Origin of the sequence: Chryseobacterium sp. JAH (assembly GCF_001507335.1) — a bacterium.
Lineage (GTDB): Bacteria > Bacteroidota > Bacteroidia > Flavobacteriales > Weeksellaceae > Chryseobacterium.
Genome location: NZ_LMAH01000009.1, coordinates 121,960 through 144,752, shown reverse-complemented (window position 1 = coordinate 144,752; position 22,793 = coordinate 121,960). Strand labels below are relative to the sequence as shown.

Genomic DNA, 22,793 nt, shown 5'->3' with positions numbered 1-22,793 from the left:
AAATAATTTGATTGGTTTTTTAAAATAAATTATGACCTCTGTTCTGCATTTTCAGTTCTCTTCAAAATGTGTATTTTTAACCAAATTTTTTGAAATGATATACGGAGTAGACGTTTTAAGTTTCCACGATGTTTTGGAAATCTGTAAAACCCCAAATAAGGCTAGTTTAAATAAAGCTGCGAAAGAGCAGATCCTAAAATCTCAGGATAATGTAAAGAAAATTGTAGAGTCAGATCGTTGTGTTTATGGGATTAACACAGGATTCGGGCCACTTTGTGATACTAAAATTTCCGCTGACGAAACGGCTCAGCTTCAGTATAATTTAATAATTTCTCATGCAGTAGGCGTTGGTAAACCGATTGATAAAGAGTTTTCAAAAATCATGATGATTGCGAAAGTTCATGCGTTGTCAAAAGGTTTTTCGGGAGTTTCTTTGGAAGTAATTGAAAGATTGATTCTGATGCTTGAAAAAGACATCATTCCTGTCGTTCCGGAACAAGGTTCTGTAGGTGCTTCAGGAGATTTGGCTCCTTTGTCACACCTCGTTTTACCGCTTTTAGGATTAGGACAAGTTTGGGTTGGCAATGAAATCTTCGAAACTGCTGAAATTCTAGAAAAAAATAACCTTGAGCCTTTAGTTTTAGGCCCGAAAGAAGGTTTGGGATTAATCAATGGAACTCAATTTATTCTGGCGCATGCGATCAAAGGCTTAGAAAAATTCGAATATCTTTTAGATCTAGCTGATATGACTGCTGCAATGAGCCTTGAAGCATATCGAGGTTCTGCAAGCCCGTTTAAAAAAGAGCTTCACGACATCAGACCTTTCGAAGGAAGCAAGAAAGTAGCGGCAAGAATGCTGAAGTTTTTGAAAAACTCAGATAATTTGAAAGCCCATGAATACTGTGATAGAGTGCAAGATCCGTATTCGATGAGATGTGTTCCTCAGGTACATGGGGCGAGCAGAAATGCTTTTGAACATTTAAAGTTAATGGCAGAAACAGAATTGAATTCTGTAACCGATAACCCAATTGTTTTGAGCGCTGAAGAATCTATTTCTGGAGGGAATTTCCACGGACAGTTGATGGCGATGCCTTTAGATTATGCAACTCTGGCGGCGGCTGAACTGGGAAATATTTCAGACAGAAGAAGTTATCTGCTATTGGAAGGAAAATACGGCTTACCAAGATTATTAACGGAAAGTTCAGGATTAAATTCAGGATTTATGATTCCTCAATATACTTCTGCAGCTTTGGTTACAGAAAATAAAACATTATGTTTCCCTGCTTCAGCAGATTCTATTCCTACAAGTTTGGGGCAAGAAGATCACGTTTCGATGGGAAGTATTTCGGGAAGAAAATTTAATCAGGTTTTAGGAAATTTGGTGAATATTTTAGCAGTTGAATTGATGTTTGCAGCGCAGGGATTAGAATTCAGAAGACCGGCAAAATGCTCAAAAATTATTGAGGAAAACCATGCAGTCATTCGTTCAAAAGTTGCAAAACTTGAAGATGACAGATTAATCGGGAAGGATATGCTGGCGATTGCTGAATTGATTAATAACAGACAATTTGTAGTGAATTTTTAATTCTTTCATTTTATAAATAAATCAAAGCTTCCATTTCGGAAGCTTTTTTATGTTGAAGTACTAAGTAAATCTTGTTTTTCAAAAATAAGTGAAACGCATTAATTTATCTTAGAACCTGTTTAAATTTCATCAAAATTAATTTCCCCGACCCTAAAGGGTATAATTTTGATGAAATTTTCGAAGCTTTTTCTCCCTTTAGGGTCGGGGAAAAGAAAAAAGCTTTGGAAATTTGTTTTTTACTCATTTTTAAACAGGCTCTTTAAAAGAATTAATAGTTTAAAATAATCTTAGTTTGCCTTTGCGTTTGATGTTAAGCTTGAAAATTCTATGCCTTCAATATTAAATTTCAGCCATCAAGTATCTGTAATTCAGTAGAAAATACTAATTTGGTTAAACCAAACAAAATTTTACTATGAAAAAATGTGTATTCCTCTTACTCAGTGCATTTGCTTTGAGTTCTTGCAGCAATGATGATCTTCAGACATCAGCTATTGAAAGTGAAATGGTACAGACTGATCCGCTCACGGCGAAGCAAATCAATGATAAAATTAACGAAACGACCAAAGCCAAAGGCAGATTTTCATGGAATGAATCTTCTTCCTATTTTTTATGGAGCGGAATTGTTCGAGGAAATAAAATAGCATCCATCGGTTTTGGAGATTCTAAAGACGATTTCGACAGAAGTAAATCTTCCAATTCTGAAGCTTTACAAAGTGAAATTCTTGAGGTAATTTCTAAATACGAAGGTAAGAAAGACCGGATTCTCATGGCTTCCGACGAATATCTGAACCAAATTGATGTGTACATCGAGAAGCAGGAAACGGTTATTGCGTTGCGTCAATTACAATCAATTCGCTATTTTGAACCCGCAGATTATCATTATTTTGAAAATGAAAGCAAAATAAGCGGTGCTGCTAAATCAAGCGGAAGCTCATCCGGTTGCGGATTGGAATCAACAGCTTTAAGTTCCGCAGATTACACAACAGTTTCACCCAATGCTAAAGTACCTTGGTCATTCGCAAAACACAATATTACCAGCGCATGGAATTACAGCACTGGAGCAGGAATTACGATTGGATTGATCGATTCAGGGGTTTCTTTCAATCAAGGTTTGTTGAGTGGCAGTTTTAATAACGGTTCATCTTCGGGACGGACGATTAGCAAAAATGGAGTCTATGTAGATTCTGTCTGGCCCTGGAGTTCCGGTTATGACGGCGCAGATGACAAATGCGGTCACGGAACGAGCATGGCTTCGGCAATGGCGGCCCCGAGAAACAGTTTGGGACAGCCGGTTGGTGTGGCGTATAATGCAAATCTTGTTTCGTATCGAGCTGCTTCGAACGTAGTATTAGACGGTTATCATGAGCAGGAAGGTGTAAAATTAGCATTCACGGCATTGGCTAATAATACTTCGGTAAAGATTATCTCGATGTCGATGGGACATATTTTTTCAGTCGGAAAAATTGAAGACGGTGTAAAATATGCGTACTCAAAAGGAAAATTAATTTTCTGTGCGGGGGGAACATCTACAAGTTTTACCACTTTCGTCGGCGTCATTTTCCCTGCATGGATGGCTGAAACACAGGCGATCACAGGGGTGAAAGAAAATACATCCAATCAAAAATGTGATGTCTGTCACTCAGGAGCAGAAATTGATTTCACTTACCAAATGGAAAGAGCGTCTGGAAATAATATTCCGGTGTTGAGTTATTACAATGCACAGACCGATTACGTGGGAGGTTCTTCGGTTGCCACAGCATCCACAGCAGGAATTGCAGCATTGGTCTGGTCAAAAAATCCTTCATGGACTAGAGATCAGGTTTTAGCTAAAATGAGACAGTCTTCCACTTATTATCCTACCAAGAATGCAGATTTTGGCTATGGAAATATCAATGTACTGCAGGCTGTGCAATAATATTGACATTCAAATTTAAATAAAGAGAGCTTTCACATTGGAAGCTCTCTTTATTTAATCAATCACCAAGTTTATAATCCAGCGGTAGTAATTTTTCAATTTTATCTTTAGCAAATTCTCCCTGATTCGTCAGCATTCCGGGATTCGAAGTGTTGCCATCAGGATAAATTTCAAATGTGTCACCGTCGGGATGAAGAAAAGAAGTCTGAATAATAGGAATTGTAGATTTCACAAACTGTCCTTTCTTCAGCTCATAAAAGTATCTTTTAAAATTAATCTGCATCATAAAATCGTAATCCAAAAACAATTTTCCGTCTGTTTTTTTAGTGTAGTCAGACTCTGGTATCTGAGTTTTAGTGACCGCTATTTTATAAGGTGGTTCGTTTCTTTTTCTGGTTCCGATATCCAGAATGTCTTCCGGAACGTTGAGCGTACTCTTTGCTTTCAAAGTTTTTGCAAAATCTTTCAGCCGCTGCAATTCTTCTTCTGTAGGATATTTTGAATTTGGAAACTTGGTAATCTGATTGACGATATAGCCTTCATCTGCTACTCTTTTGTCATATACACTTCTAAAAAAATGAACCTGACTGCCGTCATAAGCATTCATTCTGTTCAGTTTCACTTTATCATTGGCTTTTGTTTCTCTGAAAAAACTGGTACCCATAAAGCGGGTGGTGTTTTCATCAAAATTGGCGGAAAATTCCACCAGATTATAATCAATCGTGTAGCCTAAATTTTTATTTTCGATAATTAAAGTCTGTGGAGCTTTTACTTTTAAAATTTTATTTTCTTTATCATAAGAGAATTTCAGTGAACGTTGATTTTTGATTCTTACATTCTCCTTATCGTAGCCTATAAAAGAATCCAGAAAAAAGTTAATATAATTTTTGTAAGCTGCTTCTGTGTAAGGAACGATTCTTACTTCCTCAATTTCTTGGGCTTTAATTAAAACCACCTTCAAGGTCTTATTCAAAACTTCCGAAGTGCTGATGGTAAATGTTTCGTAATCATCCTTCTGAAAAACCAAGCTGTTGTTGTTCGCAGAAGGCAGTTGAAGTGTAAAACTTCCGTCTGGCCCTGAAATTGTTCCGGTCTTGGTTCCGTCAAGATAAATATTGACGTTGGGAATCGGTTTCTCAATATCATTCACCACTTTTCCCTTAACAGTCTGGGCGAAAGAAAGATAAAACGGTAAGATAATTAATAAAAGGAATACTGTTTTTTTCATGGTAAACAATATTACTAAATTTATAGTGATAAAAAAAGAGGAGGAAATAAATTCTACTTGTCCGTACGTGTTAATGATTAAAAACCTGGTGAACTTTTTGTAAGTGAGATGCATTTTTGTACCTTAAAAGCAGTCACCTCTCAAAAAATATTTGCACGTTTTGCCTTTAAATCAGCATTAGGATTAACAGGCATCATCAAAATAAATTCACCTATCCAATCTTTACACTCGTCATACTCAGTGATCCCGCAATTAAATCATCATTAAATAAAACCAGACCCTCAGACTTATTTTTCAAACCTAAAGAATAAATCAACGACAGATAATGATCAGGTGTTGGGATTGCATATTGTAAAGAAAGTCCTTGCTTTTGATAATCAATCAGATTTTGGAAATTTCCGTCTACAAGCCAGTTGTTGGTTTTTTCTCTCGCTTCAATAGCCCAATCCCAGCCGGCGCCGACGGTATTGATGTTTTTCCAGTCGACCATTCTAAGATTATGAACGATGTTTCCACTTCCGATAATCAAAATTCCTTTTTCTCTCAGTTTTTCCAATCTTTTAGCCAAGTTAAAATGATACTGTGGCGGTTTTGTATAATCAATGCTCATCTGAATGACCGGAATATCGGCATTCGGATACATGTGTTTAATCACCGACCATGCGCCGTGATCTAAACCCCATTGATGATCTTCTTCCACGAAAACAGGAGACAGAAGTTCAGCTGTTTCTTTTGCCAGTTTAGGATTGCCGGGAGCTGGATATTGTACATCAAACAAAGCCTGCGGAAAACCTCCAAAATCATGAATCGTTTTCGGCATATCCATCGCAGTGACTTTCGTTCCCTGAGTAAACCAATGTGCAGAAATGCACAGAATTGTATTCGGTTTCGGGATTTCCTTTGCCACATTTCTGAATCCCTGAACAAACTGATTTTCTTCAATCGCATTCATAGGAGAGCCATGGCCAAGAAATAGTACTGGCATTTTCTGAGTAGTTTTAAACTGATCGCTGATGTTTTGTAAGTCGTTAAGTTGCATAACCTTTATTTTTTAAAATAAAAAGATTCGGTGATTATAGCAAACCACCGAATCTCAAAAACTATATTTAATTTACTATGCTTGCTTTACAAACTGCAGTTCACCTGCAACTTTCACATCTTCACCTACCATTACACCTCCTGCTTCAAGAGCTGCATTCCAGTTCAGTCCAAATTCTTTTCTGTTGATTTTTCCTTCAAAAGAAAAACCAGCTTTTGTATTTCCCCATGGATCTACATTGATTCCTCCGAACTCAACATCCAAAGTAATAGGCTTTGTAATACCATTTACAGTAAGATTTCCTGTAACAGAATTATTTAACGCATCAGATTCAAAAGTAATTGTAGGGTTAGCTTCTACATTGAAGAATTCTGCAGACTTTAAATGGTTATCTCGGTCTGTATTGTGTGTAGAGATAGAATCTGTCTGAATGGTAGCGGTAGTTTTTGCGTTCGCAAAAGTATCGTCTTCAGCATCGATTTCTGCAGTGAAGTTGGTGAAATTTCCTTTGATGTTTGAAATCATCATGTGCTTTACTTTAAAAGTAATTTCACTGTGTGCTGGGTCTAAATTCCATTTTGTAGCCATTGTATTTATTTTTTGTTGTTATTTATAATGCAAATCTACGGCAAGAGCGATCTCGGATTCATTGATTTAGGATAAGAAATTAGATTTACTATAAATTTAAAAAGAATTCTTGTTTTGATCATTACTTATTACCAATTACTCATTACTCATTATTTTGGGGAGCTTAATCCCGCTGTCCACTATATCTTTTTTGCCAACGCTTTTCTCAAGCCAATGCAAAAAAGGATGTCGTTTCCATCGGGGCTAGCGTAGTGGTCTGTTGATTTTGGTTCATCTGAGAAATAATTACTGTCCATTCACTGACGATGCGCATTTTGAAACCACCCCGTCAAAAATTCTATAAGAATTTTTGACACCCCTCCAGAGGAGGGAAATTCTACGATTTGTCATTGAGAGGAAAAGAGCAATCATACTTGGAGGTCTAACCAATAATTAAAAATTATTTTTTTACCACTAAGGTCATCTAAGAAATAAGTTTCAGCAGGGAATTATTAAATTTTGCGAGAAACGAAGTATCTTATGATTTAATGAACATTTCTATTAAACATAGAAAGATTGCAACTCAATCATCGTAACCGCTTAAATAAGTTCATCTTTTATTTAACATTTTTTAACGGTTGAGTTTTATTTCTTACTTTTGACAGATTCAATTTTATACAATGCAATTACATAAATTTTCTTTATTGATGGTTGTTTTGGGCGGAACTGCTTTTGCGCAGACCCAAAAATTCACCATGGCAGAAGCAGTCAACGGAATGCGCAGCAATTTAGCTGTAAAAAACATCTCCCAGTTTTCATGGTCTACGGACAATAAATCTTACATTCAAGCAGTAAAAGGCGGATATCTTTTAACGGATCTGAAGACCAGCAAACAGGATACTTTGATTTCTTTACATCAATTAAATAAAAACTTCGCTGACAAAAAACTGAAAGGTCTTCCACCGGTCAAATTCACAAGTAATTCAAACGCTTATTTCTCTGCCAATAACCAGATGTATTGGGTAGAGAAATCTGGAAACGACTGGAAAGTGAAACGTTCTGCAGCATTGGGAGATAATCCGGCTAACGTGAAAACGCTTGCCGATAACCAGACTTTGGTCTATACCAAAGGAAATAATCTCTTTATCAACAAAAACGGAAAAGAAGTTGCGGTAACGAATGATACCAACGAAAATATTCTGAATGGAGCTTCCAATGTTCACCGAAACGAATTTGGAATCGACAGCGGAATTTTCCCTTCGCCAAACTCTGAAAACATTGCGTTTTACAGAATGGATCAGACGATGGTTGCAGATTATCCTGTTATCGACTGGTCTGTAACTCCGGCTGTAAATACAAACATCAAATATCCAATGGCAGGAAAAACTTCTCATGAAGTAACGCTTGGAGTGTATAATATTAAAAACGAATCGACAACTTTCCTGAAAATTGAGGGCGAAAAAGATCAGTATTTAACGGCAATTACCTGGAGCCCGGATTCTAAATTTATATTTGTAGGAGTTCTCAACAGAGGTCAGAATCATTTAAAAATGAATCAGTATGACGCTTTCACAGGGAATTTAGTGAAGACTTTATTCGAAGAAACAGATAGTAAATATGTGGAGCCACAGCATCCGTTACTGTTCTTTCCAAATTCTAATACAGATTTTATCTGGCAAAGTCAGAGAACAGGATACAATCACCTTTTCCATTACAGTTTAGAAAAAGGTTTGATCGCGCAGATGACCAAGGGAGACTGGCTTGTTACCGACATTTTAGGATTTAATGAGAAGAAGAAAGAAATCTACTACGTTTCCACTCAGGATAGTCCTACCGAAAGACATTTGTATAGAATCAACTGGGCAACGTTCAAGACGCAAAAACTAGACATTGCAGAAGGAATGCACACCGCCGTTTTGAGCAGCGATGGAAATCATTTGTATGATTCTTATAGCAATACCAATACACCGAGAGTTGCCAATATCGTCAATACAGCGACTTTAAAAACAACGAATCTTCTGACCTCAGAAAATCCGTTGAAAAACTATCAGCGTCCTGAAATTAAAAACATTAATCTAAAAGCCGATGACGGAACTTTACTGTACGGAAAAATTATTCTTCCGACCAATTTTGATCCGAATAAAAAATATCCTGTCATTGTTTATCTGTATAATGGACCGCATTTACAGCTAATAACCAACAGTTTCCCGGCTTCGGGGAATCTTTGGTATGAGTACATGGCACAAAATGGATACATCATTTTCACAATGGATGGAAGAGGTTCTTCAAACCGTGGGATGAAATTTGAGCAGGCAGTGTTCAGAAATCTGGGAACTACGGAAATGAGTGATCAATTGCAAGGTGTGAAATATCTAAAATCACTTCCGTATGTAGATTCTGAAAGATTAGGGATCCACGGATGGAGTTTTGGTGGTTTTATGACGACAAGTTTTATGCTTCGTCAGCCTGATGTTTTCAAAGTGGGAGTTGCAGGCGGGCCGGTAATCGACTGGAGTATGTATGAAATCATGTACGGTGAAAGATATATGGATTCTCCGCAGGAAAATCCTCAAGGTTATGCAGCTTCCAATCTTTTGGATAAGGTTCAGAATTTAAAAGGAAAACTGTTGATGATTCACGGAGCGCAGGATGATGTGGTAGTTTGGCAGCATTCGATGAAATTCATCAAGTCTGCGGTTGACAACGGAGTACAGCTCGATTATTTCGTATATCCAGGACATCCCCACAACGTCATCGGAAAAGACAGAGTACATCTGATGCAGAAAGTGACTGATTATTTTGATCAGAATCTGAAGAAATAGCAGGCAGATCGTTTTTGGCCTTTAGCTTTAAAATTTATTTAATTATATCAAATCCAGTCTAAGCAAGGCTGGATTTTCTTTTTTAACACAGATGCCACAAAAATTAATTGTACCATTTGAGAAATATTCGAGCTATTTGTGTTGAGTTCTTTCTTACCAAACATCAACGGTTTTAATCATTCATTACCCTAATTTTGTCTTATAAATATCAACAATATGGAATTAGGAATAGGAATGTTTGGTGACTTGGCATTTGACCAAACCACCGGAAAATATAGAGATGCGGGAATCAAAATCAGAGAAATTCTGGAGCAGGTAAAATTAATGGATGAGGTGGGAATTGATGTTTTTGCAATGGGAGAACATCACCGAGCAGATTATGCTGTTTCTTCACCCGAAATGGTTTTAGCTGCGGCAGCAAGCATTACAAAAAATATAAAATTGGCAAGTGGTGTAACGGTTTTGAGTTCGTCTGAACCTGTGAAAGTGTATGAAGATTTTTCTACTTTAGATTTAATCTCAGACGGAAGAGCCGAAATCTATGTGGGCCGTGGAAGTTTCATAGAATCTTTTCCTTTGTATGGATATTCTCTGAATGATTACGAAGAATTATTTGACGAAAAATTAGAATTATTGTTAAAAATAAATTCAGAGGAAAACGTTTCCTGGTCGGGAAAACTCCGTGCTCCAATGCAGAGTCAGACCGTTTATCCGAGAGCAAAAAATAATGGTAAACTTCCAATCTGGAGAGCGGTTGGAGGAACTCCTCAATCTGTCTTAAGTGCGGCACAATTAGGAATGCCTTTAGTGGTAGCAATTATCGGAGGAATGCCGATCCAGTTTAAAAATTTAATTGAATTTTACAAACAGGAATACCGTAAAGCAGGTCATGATGAATCTGAAATGCAGATTGCCATTCATTCGCATACTTTTGTGAGCGAAGATGAAAATGTGATTGAAGGATATTTTAATACCTATAAATCTCAGATGGACAGAATAGGAAAGTCAAGAGGTTGGGCGCCATACACAAAAATGCAGTACGACGGCGGAAAAGCCAGAGAAGGAGCTTTATTTATTGGTAATGCAGAGCATGTCGCTGATAAAATCAACTATATGAAAGAGATTTTCGGAATAACTAGATTTATCGGTCACATGGATGTAGGAGATCCGGCTCACGATATCATGATGAAGTCAATCGAATTGTTTGGTGAAAAAGTTGCTCCAAAAGTAAAATAATAGAAAGTAGAAACTCCGGCGAAATATCATCGGAGTTTTTTTGTGAAATTATTTAAGCTCTTGAATCAAATTTAAGTTTATACTCGTTCAGAAAATCTGCAAGATTCTCAGCCGACATTCCATACGTGTCAGGAAATGCACCTGCCTTTCCTTTTATGTTCGAGTCGGTAAGAAGATTTTTATCAATATTGAATGTCACTATTTTTTTTAAGAAAATAGATTTAGTTTTAAAACTACTGACCGCTTTCCAGGGGATAAAAGTGATTCTGAAAAGATTTTTCATTTCAATGCCGCTTTCATCAATCTTCAGGTAAGAAGAATTGGGAATCATGTTTGTAAGGAAAATAATGAGGCAAATTCCAAAGAAGAAAATGTTTAAAACTCCGATCCATAATTTTTTTTCAAGGAGCGAAATACCCAATATTACAAAGCCTAGGCTTATGATAATCAGGAAGATGTTTTTGACTTTACTGGGTTTTAAGATGAGCGGTAGATTCTGCATGAAGATTTTAATTAGTCAAAAGTAAATAAAAAATAAATTATCAGACAATCTCAATCAAACTTCCTCTTTCCTCATCCTTCGTAATATGCAACGAAACCGGAATTTTTTCTTTCAGTTCTTCCACGTGGGAAATGATACCGACAATCCTGTTTTCTTTCTGTAAATTCATCAGTGTTTCAAAAACAATATTTACTGATTCTACATCCTGAGTTCCGAAACCTTCATCGATAAAAAAGAAATTCTTCTCAGATTGAGCATTGGTCTGAACACTTTCTGCCAAAGCTAATGCGAGACTTAGAGATACCTGAAAAGCCTGTCCGCCAGATAAGGTTTTTACGCTTCGGCTGCGGCCTTCGTTGAGGTAATCGATGATTTCAAAATCATTGTTTTCGTTCAACTGTAAACTCAGTTGATTTCTCGTCATCCGGTGGAAACGGACGTTGGCATGATCGCACAACTGTCGCAGATAAATTGAAGAAACATATTGCACAAAACCGGCTCCTTTAAAGAGATTGGTCATTAATTTGAGGTTTTCTGTGCGTTTCTGAAGGATTGATAATTCGATTAAAAGATTTTCTTTTTTCTTAAATTCTTTTTCCAGTCTTTCAATTTCTGAAATTATTTTTACGACAGAATCGTTGGCGAGTTTCAAATCACTTTCAGCAGTTGTAAACTTGTTTTCCGCTTCAGCAAACTGTTCTTCATCAAAAGAAAAGTCTTTGAGCTTGTTTTCCAAATCAACAATTCCATTTTTTAATGTTTCAAATTGAATTCGGAATTGTTGAATGGTAGTTCTCATTTCCTGAACATTAATTTCCTGCAATAGAATATTTTGAACAGCAATTACATTAATGAGATTATTTTCAATTAATGATTTCGTTAAAATATTTTTGTTCTCTGAAATGTCTTTTTTCAATTCGGAAATTCTGGTTTCCAAGTGATTTACAATAGTTTTTTGTTCAGTTAATTTTGGTGAAATTTCCTTCTCATCTTTTACCAATTGCTGATAATTCTGCTCAGTTTCAAGGTTGGATTGTGAAAGTTTTTTATAAATATCTACAATCTCAGCAGTTTCTTTTTCTTTATAATCTGACCATTTTAAAATTTTCAAATTGGCTTCACTCGTTTTGATCTGCTCATCTTTTTTAGCTTCATCAAGTTTAAATTCTTCCAAAGCTTTTTTATATTTTTCCAGATGTTCACGCTCTTTTTCCAGAGCTTTTTGCTGCCCGGAAATCTGTTGTGTCAGTTCTTCAATCTGCTTTTCAATTTCAAGGGACTGCTGGCGTTTTTGCTCAAATGCGGCTTCATTTTCAGCATTAAAATCATCCCAGACAAAGTTTTTTCTGTGAGTTTCAGTTTTAATTGTAATCTGATTTAAATTTTCCTGCTCAGTTCTCTGTTGATCCTCAAAAATCTTTTTTCGGTCAAGAATTTTTTCTATTTCAGAAAGTTGTTTTTGGTTTACATCTTTTTGAATTCCGGTTTTCTCAATCTGTTTTTTAATTTCAATTAATTCAGCATTCACATCATCAAATTCCACAATATTCGGATGTTCGAGCGCACCACACAGCGGACAGGATTCTCCGTCGTGCAATTCTCCCGCGAAATGGGCCAATTTCTGCTGAACTTCAAGCTGGTTTCTTCGTTCTGAAAGCCTTTTTGTTTCGGTTTCTAATGCATCAGATTTCAGTTTAAAATCTTCTTTATAGGTTTCAAGATCGACAGCAAAAGGAATGAGTTCAGTATCTAATTTTTCAATTTTAATGTGAAAATCTTCAATTTTTCTATTTTGATCTTTTGCTGAATCAGCTAGATTTTTTTGCTCCAAAAACCAATTTCCAACATTGATTAAAGTATTGGAATCTATTTTTTTAGGTTTTAAAGCCTCAGCTATTTCAGTAAGGTCTGTTATTTTTTTCTCAATCAGATTCTGTACCGCTTCAACTTCTTTTACTTTTTGCGAACCTTTTTCAGTTCTGATTTTTAAAGTTTTAATATCATCAGAATATTCAAGCATTTTCAGAATCAAACTCAAATCATTCTCCTGAGTTTTCGATTGCTCTAACGCTTCAAATTTCGGCAAAACTGCAGCCAGCTTAGTTTTTATATCTTCAAATCTTGCTTCAGTTTCCTTTAAAATTTTAAATTGACTTTCTTTATTTTTCAGTTGTTCTGAAATTTCCTTCTCCAGCTTATTTTTCTCCGTAATGATTGGGGTGAAGATCCTGAAAACCTTATCGAAAAGTTCTGTTTTAATTTCTAATTCGTCAACTTCCGTTTTCTGCAAAATGAGTTTTTCAAAATCAAATTTTTTCTGTTTTAAAGATTCAAAATCGGTCTTTAAAGTTTTTAACTGTTGGTATTTTTCTTCAATAGTTTTAAACTGAACTTTAATCTCTTCAAACTTCTGCTGTTCAAGTTTCAAATGTTCTTTCTGCGCTGAAATCTGCTCTGCATTCACCTCCTCAAAACCTTTTAACTGACCTTCCAACTGATCGAGTTCAGATTTGTTTTTAGCATTTAAAACCGACACATTATTTTGCAAATCAAAACGGTGAAGACTGAAAATCTCCTTCATCATATTCGTGCGCTCGGTTGCTCCCAGTTCCAGAAACTCTTTAAACTGACCTTGCGGAATGATGATTGTCCGTTTAAAATTCGCATAACTCAACCCAATAATTTTTTCCGCATTGGAATGTTCTAGTGGAATCCAGCTTTCATTTTTCCACTCATAGAAAGTGACTTCAGGTGTTTTAACATCTTCAAAATTCTTTGAATTCCTTTTAAATTCTCTCTTTGCGCGGAATTTTTTGTTTTCATAATTAATAAAATCAAACTCAATCAGAGACTTATTTGATTTCAAATTCATCATATTGTAAGCACGCTTATCGCGGGAATTCAACCGTTCCGTTTCGCCATACAACGCAAAGGAAATCGCTTCCAAAATAGAAGATTTCCCGGAACCTACCGATCCGAAAATACCGAACAAACCTGCTTCCGTCAGACTCTCAAAATCAATCTTCTGACGCTCTTGGTACGAGTATAAACCTTCTAAAGTGAGTTGAATTGGAATCATTTTTTATGGTTGATAGTTAACATTTGATGGTTTTTGGTAGCATTGAGTGAAGTTTTCCTAGAGTAATTCGGTGAAAATTTTCATTAAATCTTCATTCGGCTCTTGACCTGAGTTTTTAGATTTAAAATAATCTTTAAACAACGCCTGAATATCCTGATTAAGATTAATTTCGCTTAAATTATTATCATTAAAATCCTGATTTTTCACTTTTGGAATCAGATGAACAATCCCGCCATGAGACTGATAAATCAGTTTTCTTTCTTCTGCTTTTAAAAAAGTTTTGCTTTCCAATGTGAGTTCTAGCAAAGTGTTTGGGTTTTCCTGAAGCCATTCAATTGTTTTTTCTACAGAATCAAAGGTCTTTCTGACCAAAGGTTTTCCGTTTTCTAAAGCTATTTTTTTAAATGAAATGGATTTCTTTGGTTCTGCTTCAATGACGGAAACATATTTCGTCTGTCCGGCCTCGCTGAAACTGTAGCACAAAGGCGATGAAGAATAAACGACAGGTTTTTCAACAGTTCCGATATTTTGAAAACCATGCAGATGCCCCAATGCCGTATATTGAATCTGATGCGGAATAATATCCGACCAGATCAGGTCTGCATTTCCGATTTTGATGGGTTTTTCACCTTCAGGTTCTTCCAGGATCGGCGCACCTTTTTTGTTCATGTATAAATGAGCCATCAAAAGATTAACTCCGTTTTCGTCACAGAATTCATCTGCAGTTTGCATCCAGTTTTCTCTCAAAACCTGGTTGAGTTCCTCGTCCTTATTTTCTCCCAGATATTCTTTCAGACGGACTTCATTCGCATAAGGCGTGTGCAAGATTCTTACAGGAAAATTTTGATTTTTAAATTTAAGTTCGATAAAACCAGCTGCAGTTTTAGAAATTTTAAAATGTTCAAGTTCAAAAGGCGTAATCTGAGCTTTCGGATGACCAATCAAAATAATTCCACATTCTCTAGCCAAAGGATCCGGCGCGTCGATCAGACTCGGAGAATCATGATTTCCCGAAATGGCGATCACAGGACGTTTTCCGTTTAGAGATAAACGTTTTAAAGTTTTATAGAAAAGTTCAGTCGCCTCAACACTTGGATTAAAATTATCAAATAAATCTCCGGCAATCAGAACCAAATCGACGTTTTCACGGTCTGCAATTTCAACGATTTCATTCATCACTAAAACCTGTTCTTCAAGTCGTGAAAAACGGTCAAGACGTTTGCCTAAATGCCAGTCGGCGGTGTGGAGGATTTTCATTTTATTTCGTCTTCTTGTTCCTTTTCTGCAGCTAATTTAGCTTTCGTATTTTCTCGCATTTCCTTCAAACGGTTCTTTCTTTTCAGCTCGGCTTCCTGAATTTTCCGCTTCTTGTTGGCGATTATCTTATTGTATGTTTTTTTGTTGGCGTCTGTATTTCTACTCATCTCAAATTTATTGTATGTTCATTCAACTTTGAAATCGGTTTAGCTAAATTAATCTATTCTTGAGAGAAAACATTAATTTGAAACTAATTAAGATGTTCCTTCCTGTATTTGAACTTATTAGATTTTTAATTCTAATTTACGCTGAACACAATCATTTTATCTAGGGTTTTTCTCAAATTAAAATCTGTATTTTTCAGATCTGTTGGTTTTAAAAAATTAAAAATTTCTCTTTTCTATAAAATATCCTTGTTTGTAAACAAATGAGGTTTACATATAATAAAATAAGGTTGTTTGTACTTGTTTGTTTCACTATTGTTTGTGATAAAATGCGGAATAATTGTTCAAAACAATATTATTTGCAATATCAAACTTAAAGGGTTTCTAAAACCCGTTAGGTTTAGAAATGCATATCTCTCATTGTTGTAAATAAGTTTAAAGAATGAAACCTCATAGGTTTTCAAAACTATGAGGTTTAGAAATGAAATAATTAACTTTGTCAAATTATGGAGCAACAATCAAAAGATCCTTTACACGGAAAACGTCTTGATGCCATTCTCGAGGAACTGGTAGAATATTATCAGGGTTTTGAGGAATTGGGAAAACAAATCAATATCAAATGTTTTACCGATAATCCAAGCATCAATTCATCATTGAAATTTTTGAGAAAAACAGATTGGGCAAGAGCAAAAGTGGAAAGTCTTTATCTGTATGTTTTGAGACAGAAAAAGAAGGAGGATGCAAGAAACAAAAAGTAATATTCTTTAGATAATTCTTTAAACGTATTTTCTGAATCAATTCTTTCAAAAACAGTATATTTGTGCCGTTTAATCGTGAAAAAATCACGCAAAAAAAGAAATATGACAATTGATAACAATCATGTGGTAGCTGTAAAGTACGTTCTTCACACTATCGAAGAGGATGGAAGCAAAATCCTTGTAGAAGAAACGACAGCAGAAAATCCGCTTACATTTTTATATGGTGTAGGAATGATGATTCCTAAATTTGAGCAAAATATCCACGGATTGACAGCTGGTGATACCGCTGCTTTTGTGATTCAGCCTGAGGAAGCCTATGGTGAAAAACAAGAAGATGCGATTGCACAATTGCCAATCGAAATGTTCGGTGACGGTGGACTTCCACCAGTGGGAGCTATTTTGCCACTAACGGATAATGAAGGGAATAATTTCCAGGCTTTTGTAGTTGAAGTAACTCCTGAAGCTGTAATTGCAGACCTTAACCACCCAATGGCTGGGAAAGTTTTAGATTTCCAGGTTGAGATTTTAAATACCCGACCTGCAACGGAAGAGGAATTGTCTCACGGTCATGCTCACGGTATCGACGGAAACGAGGCTCACTAAGAGATATTTAAGGTAAAATATGAATGTCCGATTTTTGATCGGACATTTTTTTTATTTATTTTTTACAATAGAATTCGTCAAAAATTAATTTCCTCATCCCTAAAGGAAATTTTCACGAAACTTTTCTCCCTTTAGGGTCGGGGAAAGAAAATTTCCAGTTGTCATTCTAAAAATTCACCGCTCACATAGTACCAACGGTTTTGAATCATTTTGAATTTTGATAATTCGTGGTGAACCTGCTTTTGTCGGTCTTCATCGGTGTAGAATGCTTTAAATTCCACTTTGCTGATGGAAGGTTTTGCAACGATTTCCAGTTTTGTCCATTCGTTGATTTCTCCCCATTCCTGTAGATCTTTGGTATTGTGAAATTGTCTTTTGCTTGGCGAAGTGGTTTCCATTAAATATTTTCCATTCGGAATGGCAAATGCAGAAAATCTCGAACGCATCAAAGCTTCTGCGGTCGGAGCAAATTTTTCTGCGGTATGATAGGGTTTGCAGCATTCTTCGTAGGTTTTTCCGGAGCAGCAGGGACAGTTCATTTTTCAATTTAGTTAAAAAAGTTTACTTAAGCAATTTTTGTTTCTGAGTTGTGAATTCTTCATCGGTGAGGATGCCTTTTTCGTAAAGTTCGTTCAGTTTTGATAATTGATCAATATTGGAATTGTTTGATGTAGTAGAATTAATAATTATTTGTTGATCTGATAAAGCCCATACTAAAGCAACTACCCACCCAATTAATGACCAACCTAAAAATAAATTTAAAGCGAAGATAGCGCCAGCATTTGTTTTTTTTCTGCTGTATGCTATAAATGTAGGTAAAAAATAAGGGATTATTATAATTGATAAAATAAGAATATGTTGCCAGGAGAGACTTAAAAACAGTAGGGATTTCATAGGTTGTTAAAGTTTTATTTCAAGACAAATATATTTATTTTTAAATCATTATATAATTCCTTATTTCTGAAACATTTAGAGTGCATGAAATTTTTAAAAAAAAAGAAGCATCCATTGCTGAATGCTTCCTAAAATTTATTTAATAAAACCTCTGTTTCTCAACAACGGCTTAATATCCGGATCATGTCCTGTGAAATCTCTGAACGCCTGATTCAAATCAACAGAATTTCCTACGGATAGAATATGTTTTCTGAAACGGTCGCCATTTTCTCTGGTCAGTCCACCATTCTTTGAAATCCATTCCCAAGCGTCACTGTCTAAAGTTTCAGACCATAAGTATGCGTAATATCCTGCAGAATATCCACCTCCCCAAATGTGTGCAAAATAAGGAGTGTGATATCTCGGTGGAACGGTAGATAAATTAAATCCGTGGTTATTTAATGATTGTTTTTCAAAATCTAATACCGGAAGCAATTGACCTTCATTGGTTACAGAATGCCAATCCATATCTAAAGCTGCTGCCGAAACCAGTTCAGTCGTCATATAACCCTGATTGAAAGTGGCTGCATTTTTAATTTTATCGACCAAAGCTTGCGGAATCGGCTGTTTAGTTTCATAATGAATCGCATAGTTTTTTAAAACGACAGGATCTAAGGCCCAATGTTCATTAATTTGAGAAGGAAATTCCACAAAATCTCTCGGCACATTGGTTCCAGAGAGTGAAGGGTATTTCTGGCTTGCAAACATTCCGTGAATGGAGTGTCCAAACTCATGGAAAATCGTGGTTACATCGTCATAACTAATTAATGAAGGTTTTCCGGCAGCTGGTTTTTGATAGTTGTAGCAGTTAACAATCACCGGTTTTGTTCCCAAAAGATAAGATTGCTCAACAAAATTACTCATCCATGCACCACCATTTTTAGAATCTCTGGTGTAGAAATCCAAATAATAAATGGCCAAAGATTTTCCGTCGTGATCGAAAACTTCATAGGTTACCACATCAGGATGGTAGACAGGAAGGTCGGTTCTCTTCTTAAATGTCAGTCCGTAGAATTTTTCTGCGGCGAAGAAAACACCTTTTTCCAGAACGGTTGTGATTTCGAAGTATGGTTTGATTTGGTTTTCATCTAAATCAAATTTTGCTTTTCTCACTTGTTCAGCATAGAAATTCCAGTCCCAAGGTTCCAGTTTGAAACCACCTTTTTGCTGGTCGATCAAATCTTGAATATCTTTTGCTTCACGTCTCGCAGTTTCTACAGCTGGAGTTGCCAATTGGTTCATTAATTTAACTGCCGCGTCTGGATTTTTCGCCATCTGATCCTGCAGTTTCCATTCTGCGAAACTTTTTTTGCCTAAGATCTGTGCTTTTTTCAGTCTTAATTTTGCCAGCTTTTCGATGGTTTCTCTCGTGTCGCTGTTCCCACCTTTTTCCGCTCTCATCCATGAAGCTTTGAAAACTTTTTCACGAGTTGCTCGGTTGGTCAGGTTTTGAAGAACGGGCTGTTGTGTTGTGTTTTGAAGAGCTAAAAGATATTTTCCTTCTTTTCCTGCAGTTTTTGCATCTGATGCGGCTGCAGCAATTTCGTCAGCGGAAAGCCCGTCTAATTCTTTAACATTATCGATAATAAATCCACCTTCTTTTCTCGCCTCCAATAATTTATTTGAATACTGAGTGGAAAGTGAAGCCATTTCCTGATTGACTTGCTTTAATTTTTCTTTATCAGCCGCAGAAAGATTAGCTCCAGCGATTTCGAAGTTTTGCTTGTAAAACTGTAACAATCTTTTGCTTTCAGAATCTAAACCGCTATCTGTAATTGATTTAATTCTGTTATATAAATTTTCATTCAGATACATTTTATCAGAATGTGCTGCGAAAATCGGAGCATACTCTTCGTCTAAAGCCTGTAGAGTAGGGTTTGTATTTGCGCTCGTCAAATTTGAAAAGATGGTTACGGCTCTTTTTAAAACTTCTCCACTCTTTTCTAATGCGACAATGGTATTTTCAAAAGTTGCTGTTTCAGAATTGTTCGCAATTTTAAGGATTTCAGCATCGTGCTGTTTTAAACCAAATTCAAATGCAGGTTTGAAATGCTCGTTTTTAATTTTATCAAATTCAGGAGCTTCATATTGAAGTTTGCTTTTCTTCATAAAAGGATTTGAAGAAAGCGAAGCATCAGGAACTGGAATTTCCTGTTTTACGTCGTTTGTTTTCATTGTAATACATGAGTAATTGAATGCCAAAGCAGAAATTAATAATGCTGATGAAATGTTTTTCATAAATGAATTATTATTAAAGTCTAAAGGTATTAAAAGTAATTGATAAATGATGTGCAACTACTTTTTACGCATCAGAACAGACACTAATTCATAAATGTTTTAAATGATGTAATATTTTTTATATTTTAGTTGTTATTAATAGAACAAACAAATTTTTAAAACCTTACCATGAAATACACATCAATTTTACTTTTATCAGGAATTATCACTTTGTCATCGTGCAAAGAAAACGAGAATAAGAACGGAAAATCAACGTGGCTTCCCGATGTCACCAATAAAGACCACGGACCGTTAAAACAAAAAGAATTCAGCGGAGATTTTGACGAAATTGAAGTTTCTCAGGCCATTGAAGCTGAAATTATTAAATCTGATGTGGAAAAAATAGTGATCTCTGCACCGGCGAATATCATCGATGAAGTTTTAGTAGAAAGAAGAGGCGGAAAAGTTCACATTCATTACAACACAGGTTTCCGTGTGATGAATACGAATAACGTAACTGCAAAAATTTATGCTAAAGATTTTGTGAAGCTGATAGCTAATTCTGCTGCGAGCATTAGAGTGAAAGATAAATTTACACAAGAAAAAACCGATGTTGAAGCTTCTAGCGCTGCAAGTATCACAGGTCATCTGGAAGCCAATGATCTTGAAATCTCTGTTGACAGCAGCAGTAGTTTTGATGGGAAGATTTGGGCTGTAGATTTGGATGTTGATGCATCTTCTGCAGCAAGTATTTCTATTTCGGGAAAATCTAAAAATGCAGAGATGAGTTCTTCATCGGGAAGCAGTATCAACGGAAAAGATGTGATTGTAGAAAATCTGAAAGCGAGTGCTTCAAGTGGTGCAAGCTTAGAAGTGAGCGTAAGTTCTACGGTAGATACGGAAGCTTCTTCTGGAGGAAGTATTAATGTGTATAAAAAAGGAAATGTAACGACCGTGAAAAAAGAAGAAAGCAGCGGCGGAAGTGTTTCAATTCAATAAAACTAATCTTTATTTTCCTCATCGTCTTCTTCGGCAGATGATGAAGAACCCTCCCAGTTTTTACCGTCAAAATTAAGATTGTCATAAGCTAAAAGCTCCTCCTCTCTCTGGAGGAGTTCTTTTGTTGCAAACAGACGAACTTCATCGTCATCGTCAGATTTTGCTAATTTTCGGATAGAATCTTTATCAATCGCCATAAAACGCTGGCCCAGGCGTCTCGCAGCATATTTTCTCATTCCGGTTTCGTGAAGAATATCTACTGCCATATCTACCGCAGTGCCTAAAGTCTCGCGGTAAATATTGTCAATTCCGTTGTTTAAATAAGAGTAAGCGTCGATTCTATTCTTGGCTCTGACAAAAATTTTCACATCAGGATAATGTTCACTTACGAGCTCAGCTATGAATTTGTTGTCTCCGGAATTGTCGAGGCAGAGGACAAGAATTTCGGCATCTTCTATTCCTGCGGCTCTTAAAACGGGGATTCTTGTGGCGTCACCGTAATAAACTTTAAATCCGTAGCCACGCAATAATTTGACACGGTCAGAATCTCTGTCAAGAACAGTAGCTTTAATCTTGTTTGCTTTGAGCAATCGACCCACGGTACTTCCAAAATGACCGAAACCAACAATGATGATTTTCTTTTGTGCGATATTATTTTCAAGAATATTGAAATCACTCTTTTCGTCAGGAATACCTTTGATAAATCTTGGCGTAATTAATTTGTCATTAATAATTAAAAGAAATGGCGTGATGCACATTGTAATGGCGGTAACGGCCATCATCTGCGCATTTAATTCTGCTCCGAAAAGATAGAGATCTGAACCATAATTAATCAGTACAAAAGCAAATTCTCCCACCTGCGACAATGCAAATGCATAGAACAAACTTTGAGGATTTTCCATCTTGAAAAACTTTCCAATCGCAAATAACACCAAAAATTTTACAGCAAGAACCGTAAAAACCGTGGAGAAGATAAATAAAGGATCTGCTGCGATCACGTTGAAATTCATAGTTGAGCCAACGCTCACGAAAAATACGGCTAGGAGCAGTCCTTTAAACGGATCAATTTGTGCTTCTAATTCGTGACGAAATTCACTGTTGGCCAACATGACACCCGCCAAGAAAGCGCCCAATGCAGGTGAAAGTCCGATTGAAACCATTAATTCTGAAACTCCAATAACGAGAAATAGGGAAGAGGCCGTCAGCAGTTCTGTCATTCCGGCTTTTGAAACATATCTTAAGAAGGGAACGAAAACATATCTGCCCAATAGAATCAAGATGACAACGCCCATGATGACCGTTCCGGCCTGTAGCCATTCAGGAAGTTTCTGAATTAAAACCTGAACTTCATTTTCGTTATGTTTTACTTTAGAATGAGCAAGCAAAGGCATTATCGCCAAAATAGGAATCACCGCAATATCCTGAAATAATAAAGTAGAGAATGATGCTTCTCCCGCTACTGTTTTGAAACTGTTTTTTTCCTGCAAAGTCTGAAGCACAATTGCCGTGGAGGATAGTGCAAAACACATCGCAATTGCAATAGCTTTATCAGTTTTCCAGCCTACAGAAATGAATATTAAAAATAATAATGCAATCGTTAAAACCATTTGCGTCATCCCCAAACCCAGAATTTTCTTCCGCATTTCCCAGAATTTTCTGGGCTCCAATTCTAATCCGACTAAAAATAAAAGCATGATGACCCCAAATTCACTGGCATGCATGATGTCGTTAACATCTTTTCCAGTTAGTTTCAGAATGTAAGGGCCAATAATAATTCCACCTAAAATATAGCCGATGACCGAACTTAAACCCAATTTTCTCGCCAACGGAACCATGATAATGGCAACGCCTAAGAAAAGAAGAGTATTCATGGCTAAAGTAGATTCCAT

18 protein-coding genes are annotated in these 22,793 nt (G+C 36.2%); 7 read left to right on the top strand and 11 right to left on the bottom strand.

The window, feature by feature from the left end:
* Positions 1-94: 94 nt before the first annotated feature.
* On the top strand, positions 95-1,585 hold the full coding sequence (gene hutH / locus AR685_RS16460) for a histidine ammonia-lyase (protein ID WP_047447457.1): 1,491 nt from the start codon (positions 95-97) through the stop codon (positions 1,583-1,585).
* Positions 1,586-1,997: 412 nt separating this feature from the next.
* Entirely contained in the window at positions 1,998-3,500 is a 1,503-nt protein-coding gene (locus AR685_RS16455; RefSeq protein ID WP_047447380.1) for a S8 family serine peptidase, read from the top strand.
* Positions 3,501-3,558: 58 nt separating this feature from the next.
* Here AR685_RS16455 and AR685_RS16450 read toward each other — a convergent pair whose 3' ends face one another.
* The 3 genes from AR685_RS16450 to AR685_RS16440 form a co-directional block, all read right to left on the bottom strand.
* The gene (locus AR685_RS16450) at positions 3,559-4,728 is read right to left on the bottom strand and encodes a carboxypeptidase-like regulatory domain-containing protein (RefSeq protein WP_052188072.1); all 1,170 of its coding nucleotides are present in this window, start codon (positions 4,726-4,728) and stop codon (positions 3,559-3,561) included.
* A gap of 211 nt (positions 4,729-4,939) precedes the next feature.
* Entirely contained in the window at positions 4,940-5,767 is an 828-nt protein-coding gene (gene ygiD / locus AR685_RS16445) for a 4,5-DOPA dioxygenase extradiol (RefSeq protein WP_059125225.1), read from the bottom strand.
* Positions 5,768-5,842: 75 nt separating this feature from the next.
* Entirely contained in the window at positions 5,843-6,355 is a 513-nt protein-coding gene (locus AR685_RS16440; protein ID WP_047447374.1) for a YceI family protein, read from the bottom strand.
* A 659-nt stretch (positions 6,356-7,014) separates the two neighbouring features.
* On the opposite strand from AR685_RS16440, the gene AR685_RS16435 reads away from it, so the two are divergent.
* Entirely contained in the window at positions 7,015-9,156 is a 2,142-nt protein-coding gene (locus tag AR685_RS16435) for a S9 family peptidase (protein ID WP_059125224.1), read from the top strand.
* A 216-nt stretch (positions 9,157-9,372) separates the two neighbouring features.
* Entirely contained in the window at positions 9,373-10,392 is a 1,020-nt protein-coding gene (locus AR685_RS16430) for an LLM class flavin-dependent oxidoreductase (protein ID WP_047447371.1), read from the top strand.
* A gap of 52 nt (positions 10,393-10,444) precedes the next feature.
* Here the strand turns inward: AR685_RS16430 and AR685_RS16425 are convergent, their stop codons facing one another.
* The 4 genes from AR685_RS16425 to AR685_RS18175 are packed head-to-tail and all read right to left on the bottom strand — an operon-like array spanning position 10,445 to position 15,397.
* Positions 10,445-10,894, bottom strand: coding sequence for an STM3941 family protein (locus AR685_RS16425; protein ID WP_047447368.1), 450 nt, complete (start codon positions 10,892-10,894; stop codon positions 10,445-10,447).
* 40 nt (positions 10,895-10,934) lie between these two features.
* Positions 10,935-13,973 carry an AAA family ATPase gene (locus tag AR685_RS16420; protein ID WP_059125223.1) on the bottom strand — a complete coding sequence of 1,013 codons (3,039 nt, stop codon included), beginning with the start codon at positions 13,971-13,973 and terminating at the stop codon, positions 10,935-10,937.
* A gap of 57 nt (positions 13,974-14,030) precedes the next feature.
* Positions 14,031-15,230: an exonuclease SbcCD subunit D gene (locus AR685_RS16415; protein WP_047447363.1), complete on the bottom strand. Its 1,200-nt coding sequence runs from the start codon at positions 15,228-15,230 to the stop codon at positions 14,031-14,033.
* Positions 15,227-15,397, bottom strand: coding sequence for a hypothetical protein (locus AR685_RS18175; protein WP_165592829.1), 171 nt, complete (start codon positions 15,395-15,397; stop codon positions 15,227-15,229). Before AR685_RS18175 ends, AR685_RS16415 begins: the two co-directional genes overlap by 4 nt.
* A 503-nt stretch (positions 15,398-15,900) precedes the next feature.
* Here AR685_RS18175 and AR685_RS16410 point away from each other — a divergent pair.
* Together AR685_RS16410 and AR685_RS16405 are read left to right on the top strand one after the other, a co-directional pair.
* Entirely contained in the window at positions 15,901-16,152 is a 252-nt protein-coding gene (locus AR685_RS16410) for a VF530 family DNA-binding protein (RefSeq protein ID WP_047447360.1), read from the top strand.
* A gap of 102 nt (positions 16,153-16,254) precedes the next feature.
* Positions 16,255-16,755, top strand: a complete 501-nt coding sequence (locus AR685_RS16405) for a peptidylprolyl isomerase (RefSeq protein ID WP_047447445.1) — start codon at positions 16,255-16,257, stop codon at positions 16,753-16,755.
* A gap of 161 nt (positions 16,756-16,916) precedes the next feature.
* Here the strand turns inward: AR685_RS16405 and AR685_RS16400 are convergent, their stop codons facing one another.
* From AR685_RS16400 to AR685_RS16390, 3 genes are all read right to left on the bottom strand, one after another.
* Positions 16,917-17,294, bottom strand: a complete 378-nt coding sequence (locus tag AR685_RS16400; RefSeq protein WP_047447356.1) for a YchJ family protein — start codon at positions 17,292-17,294, stop codon at positions 16,917-16,919.
* 22 nt (positions 17,295-17,316) lie between these two features.
* On the bottom strand, positions 17,317-17,649 hold the full coding sequence (locus tag AR685_RS16395; RefSeq protein WP_082671958.1) for a superinfection immunity protein: 333 nt from the start codon (positions 17,647-17,649) through the stop codon (positions 17,317-17,319).
* Between the two features lie 135 nt (positions 17,650-17,784).
* Entirely contained in the window at positions 17,785-19,926 is a 2,142-nt protein-coding gene (locus AR685_RS16390; protein ID WP_059125222.1) for a M3 family metallopeptidase, read from the bottom strand.
* A gap of 168 nt (positions 19,927-20,094) precedes the next feature.
* Between AR685_RS16390 and AR685_RS16385 the strand changes: the two genes are divergently transcribed.
* Positions 20,095-20,904 carry a head GIN domain-containing protein gene (locus tag AR685_RS16385; protein ID WP_047447351.1) on the top strand — a complete coding sequence of 270 codons (810 nt, stop codon included), beginning with the start codon at positions 20,095-20,097 and terminating at the stop codon, positions 20,902-20,904.
* A gap of 2 nt (positions 20,905-20,906) precedes the next feature.
* Here the strand turns inward: AR685_RS16385 and AR685_RS16380 are convergent, their stop codons facing one another.
* Positions 20,907-22,793, bottom strand: coding sequence for a monovalent cation:proton antiporter-2 (CPA2) family protein (locus AR685_RS16380; RefSeq protein ID WP_059125221.1), 1,887 nt, complete (start codon positions 22,791-22,793; stop codon positions 20,907-20,909).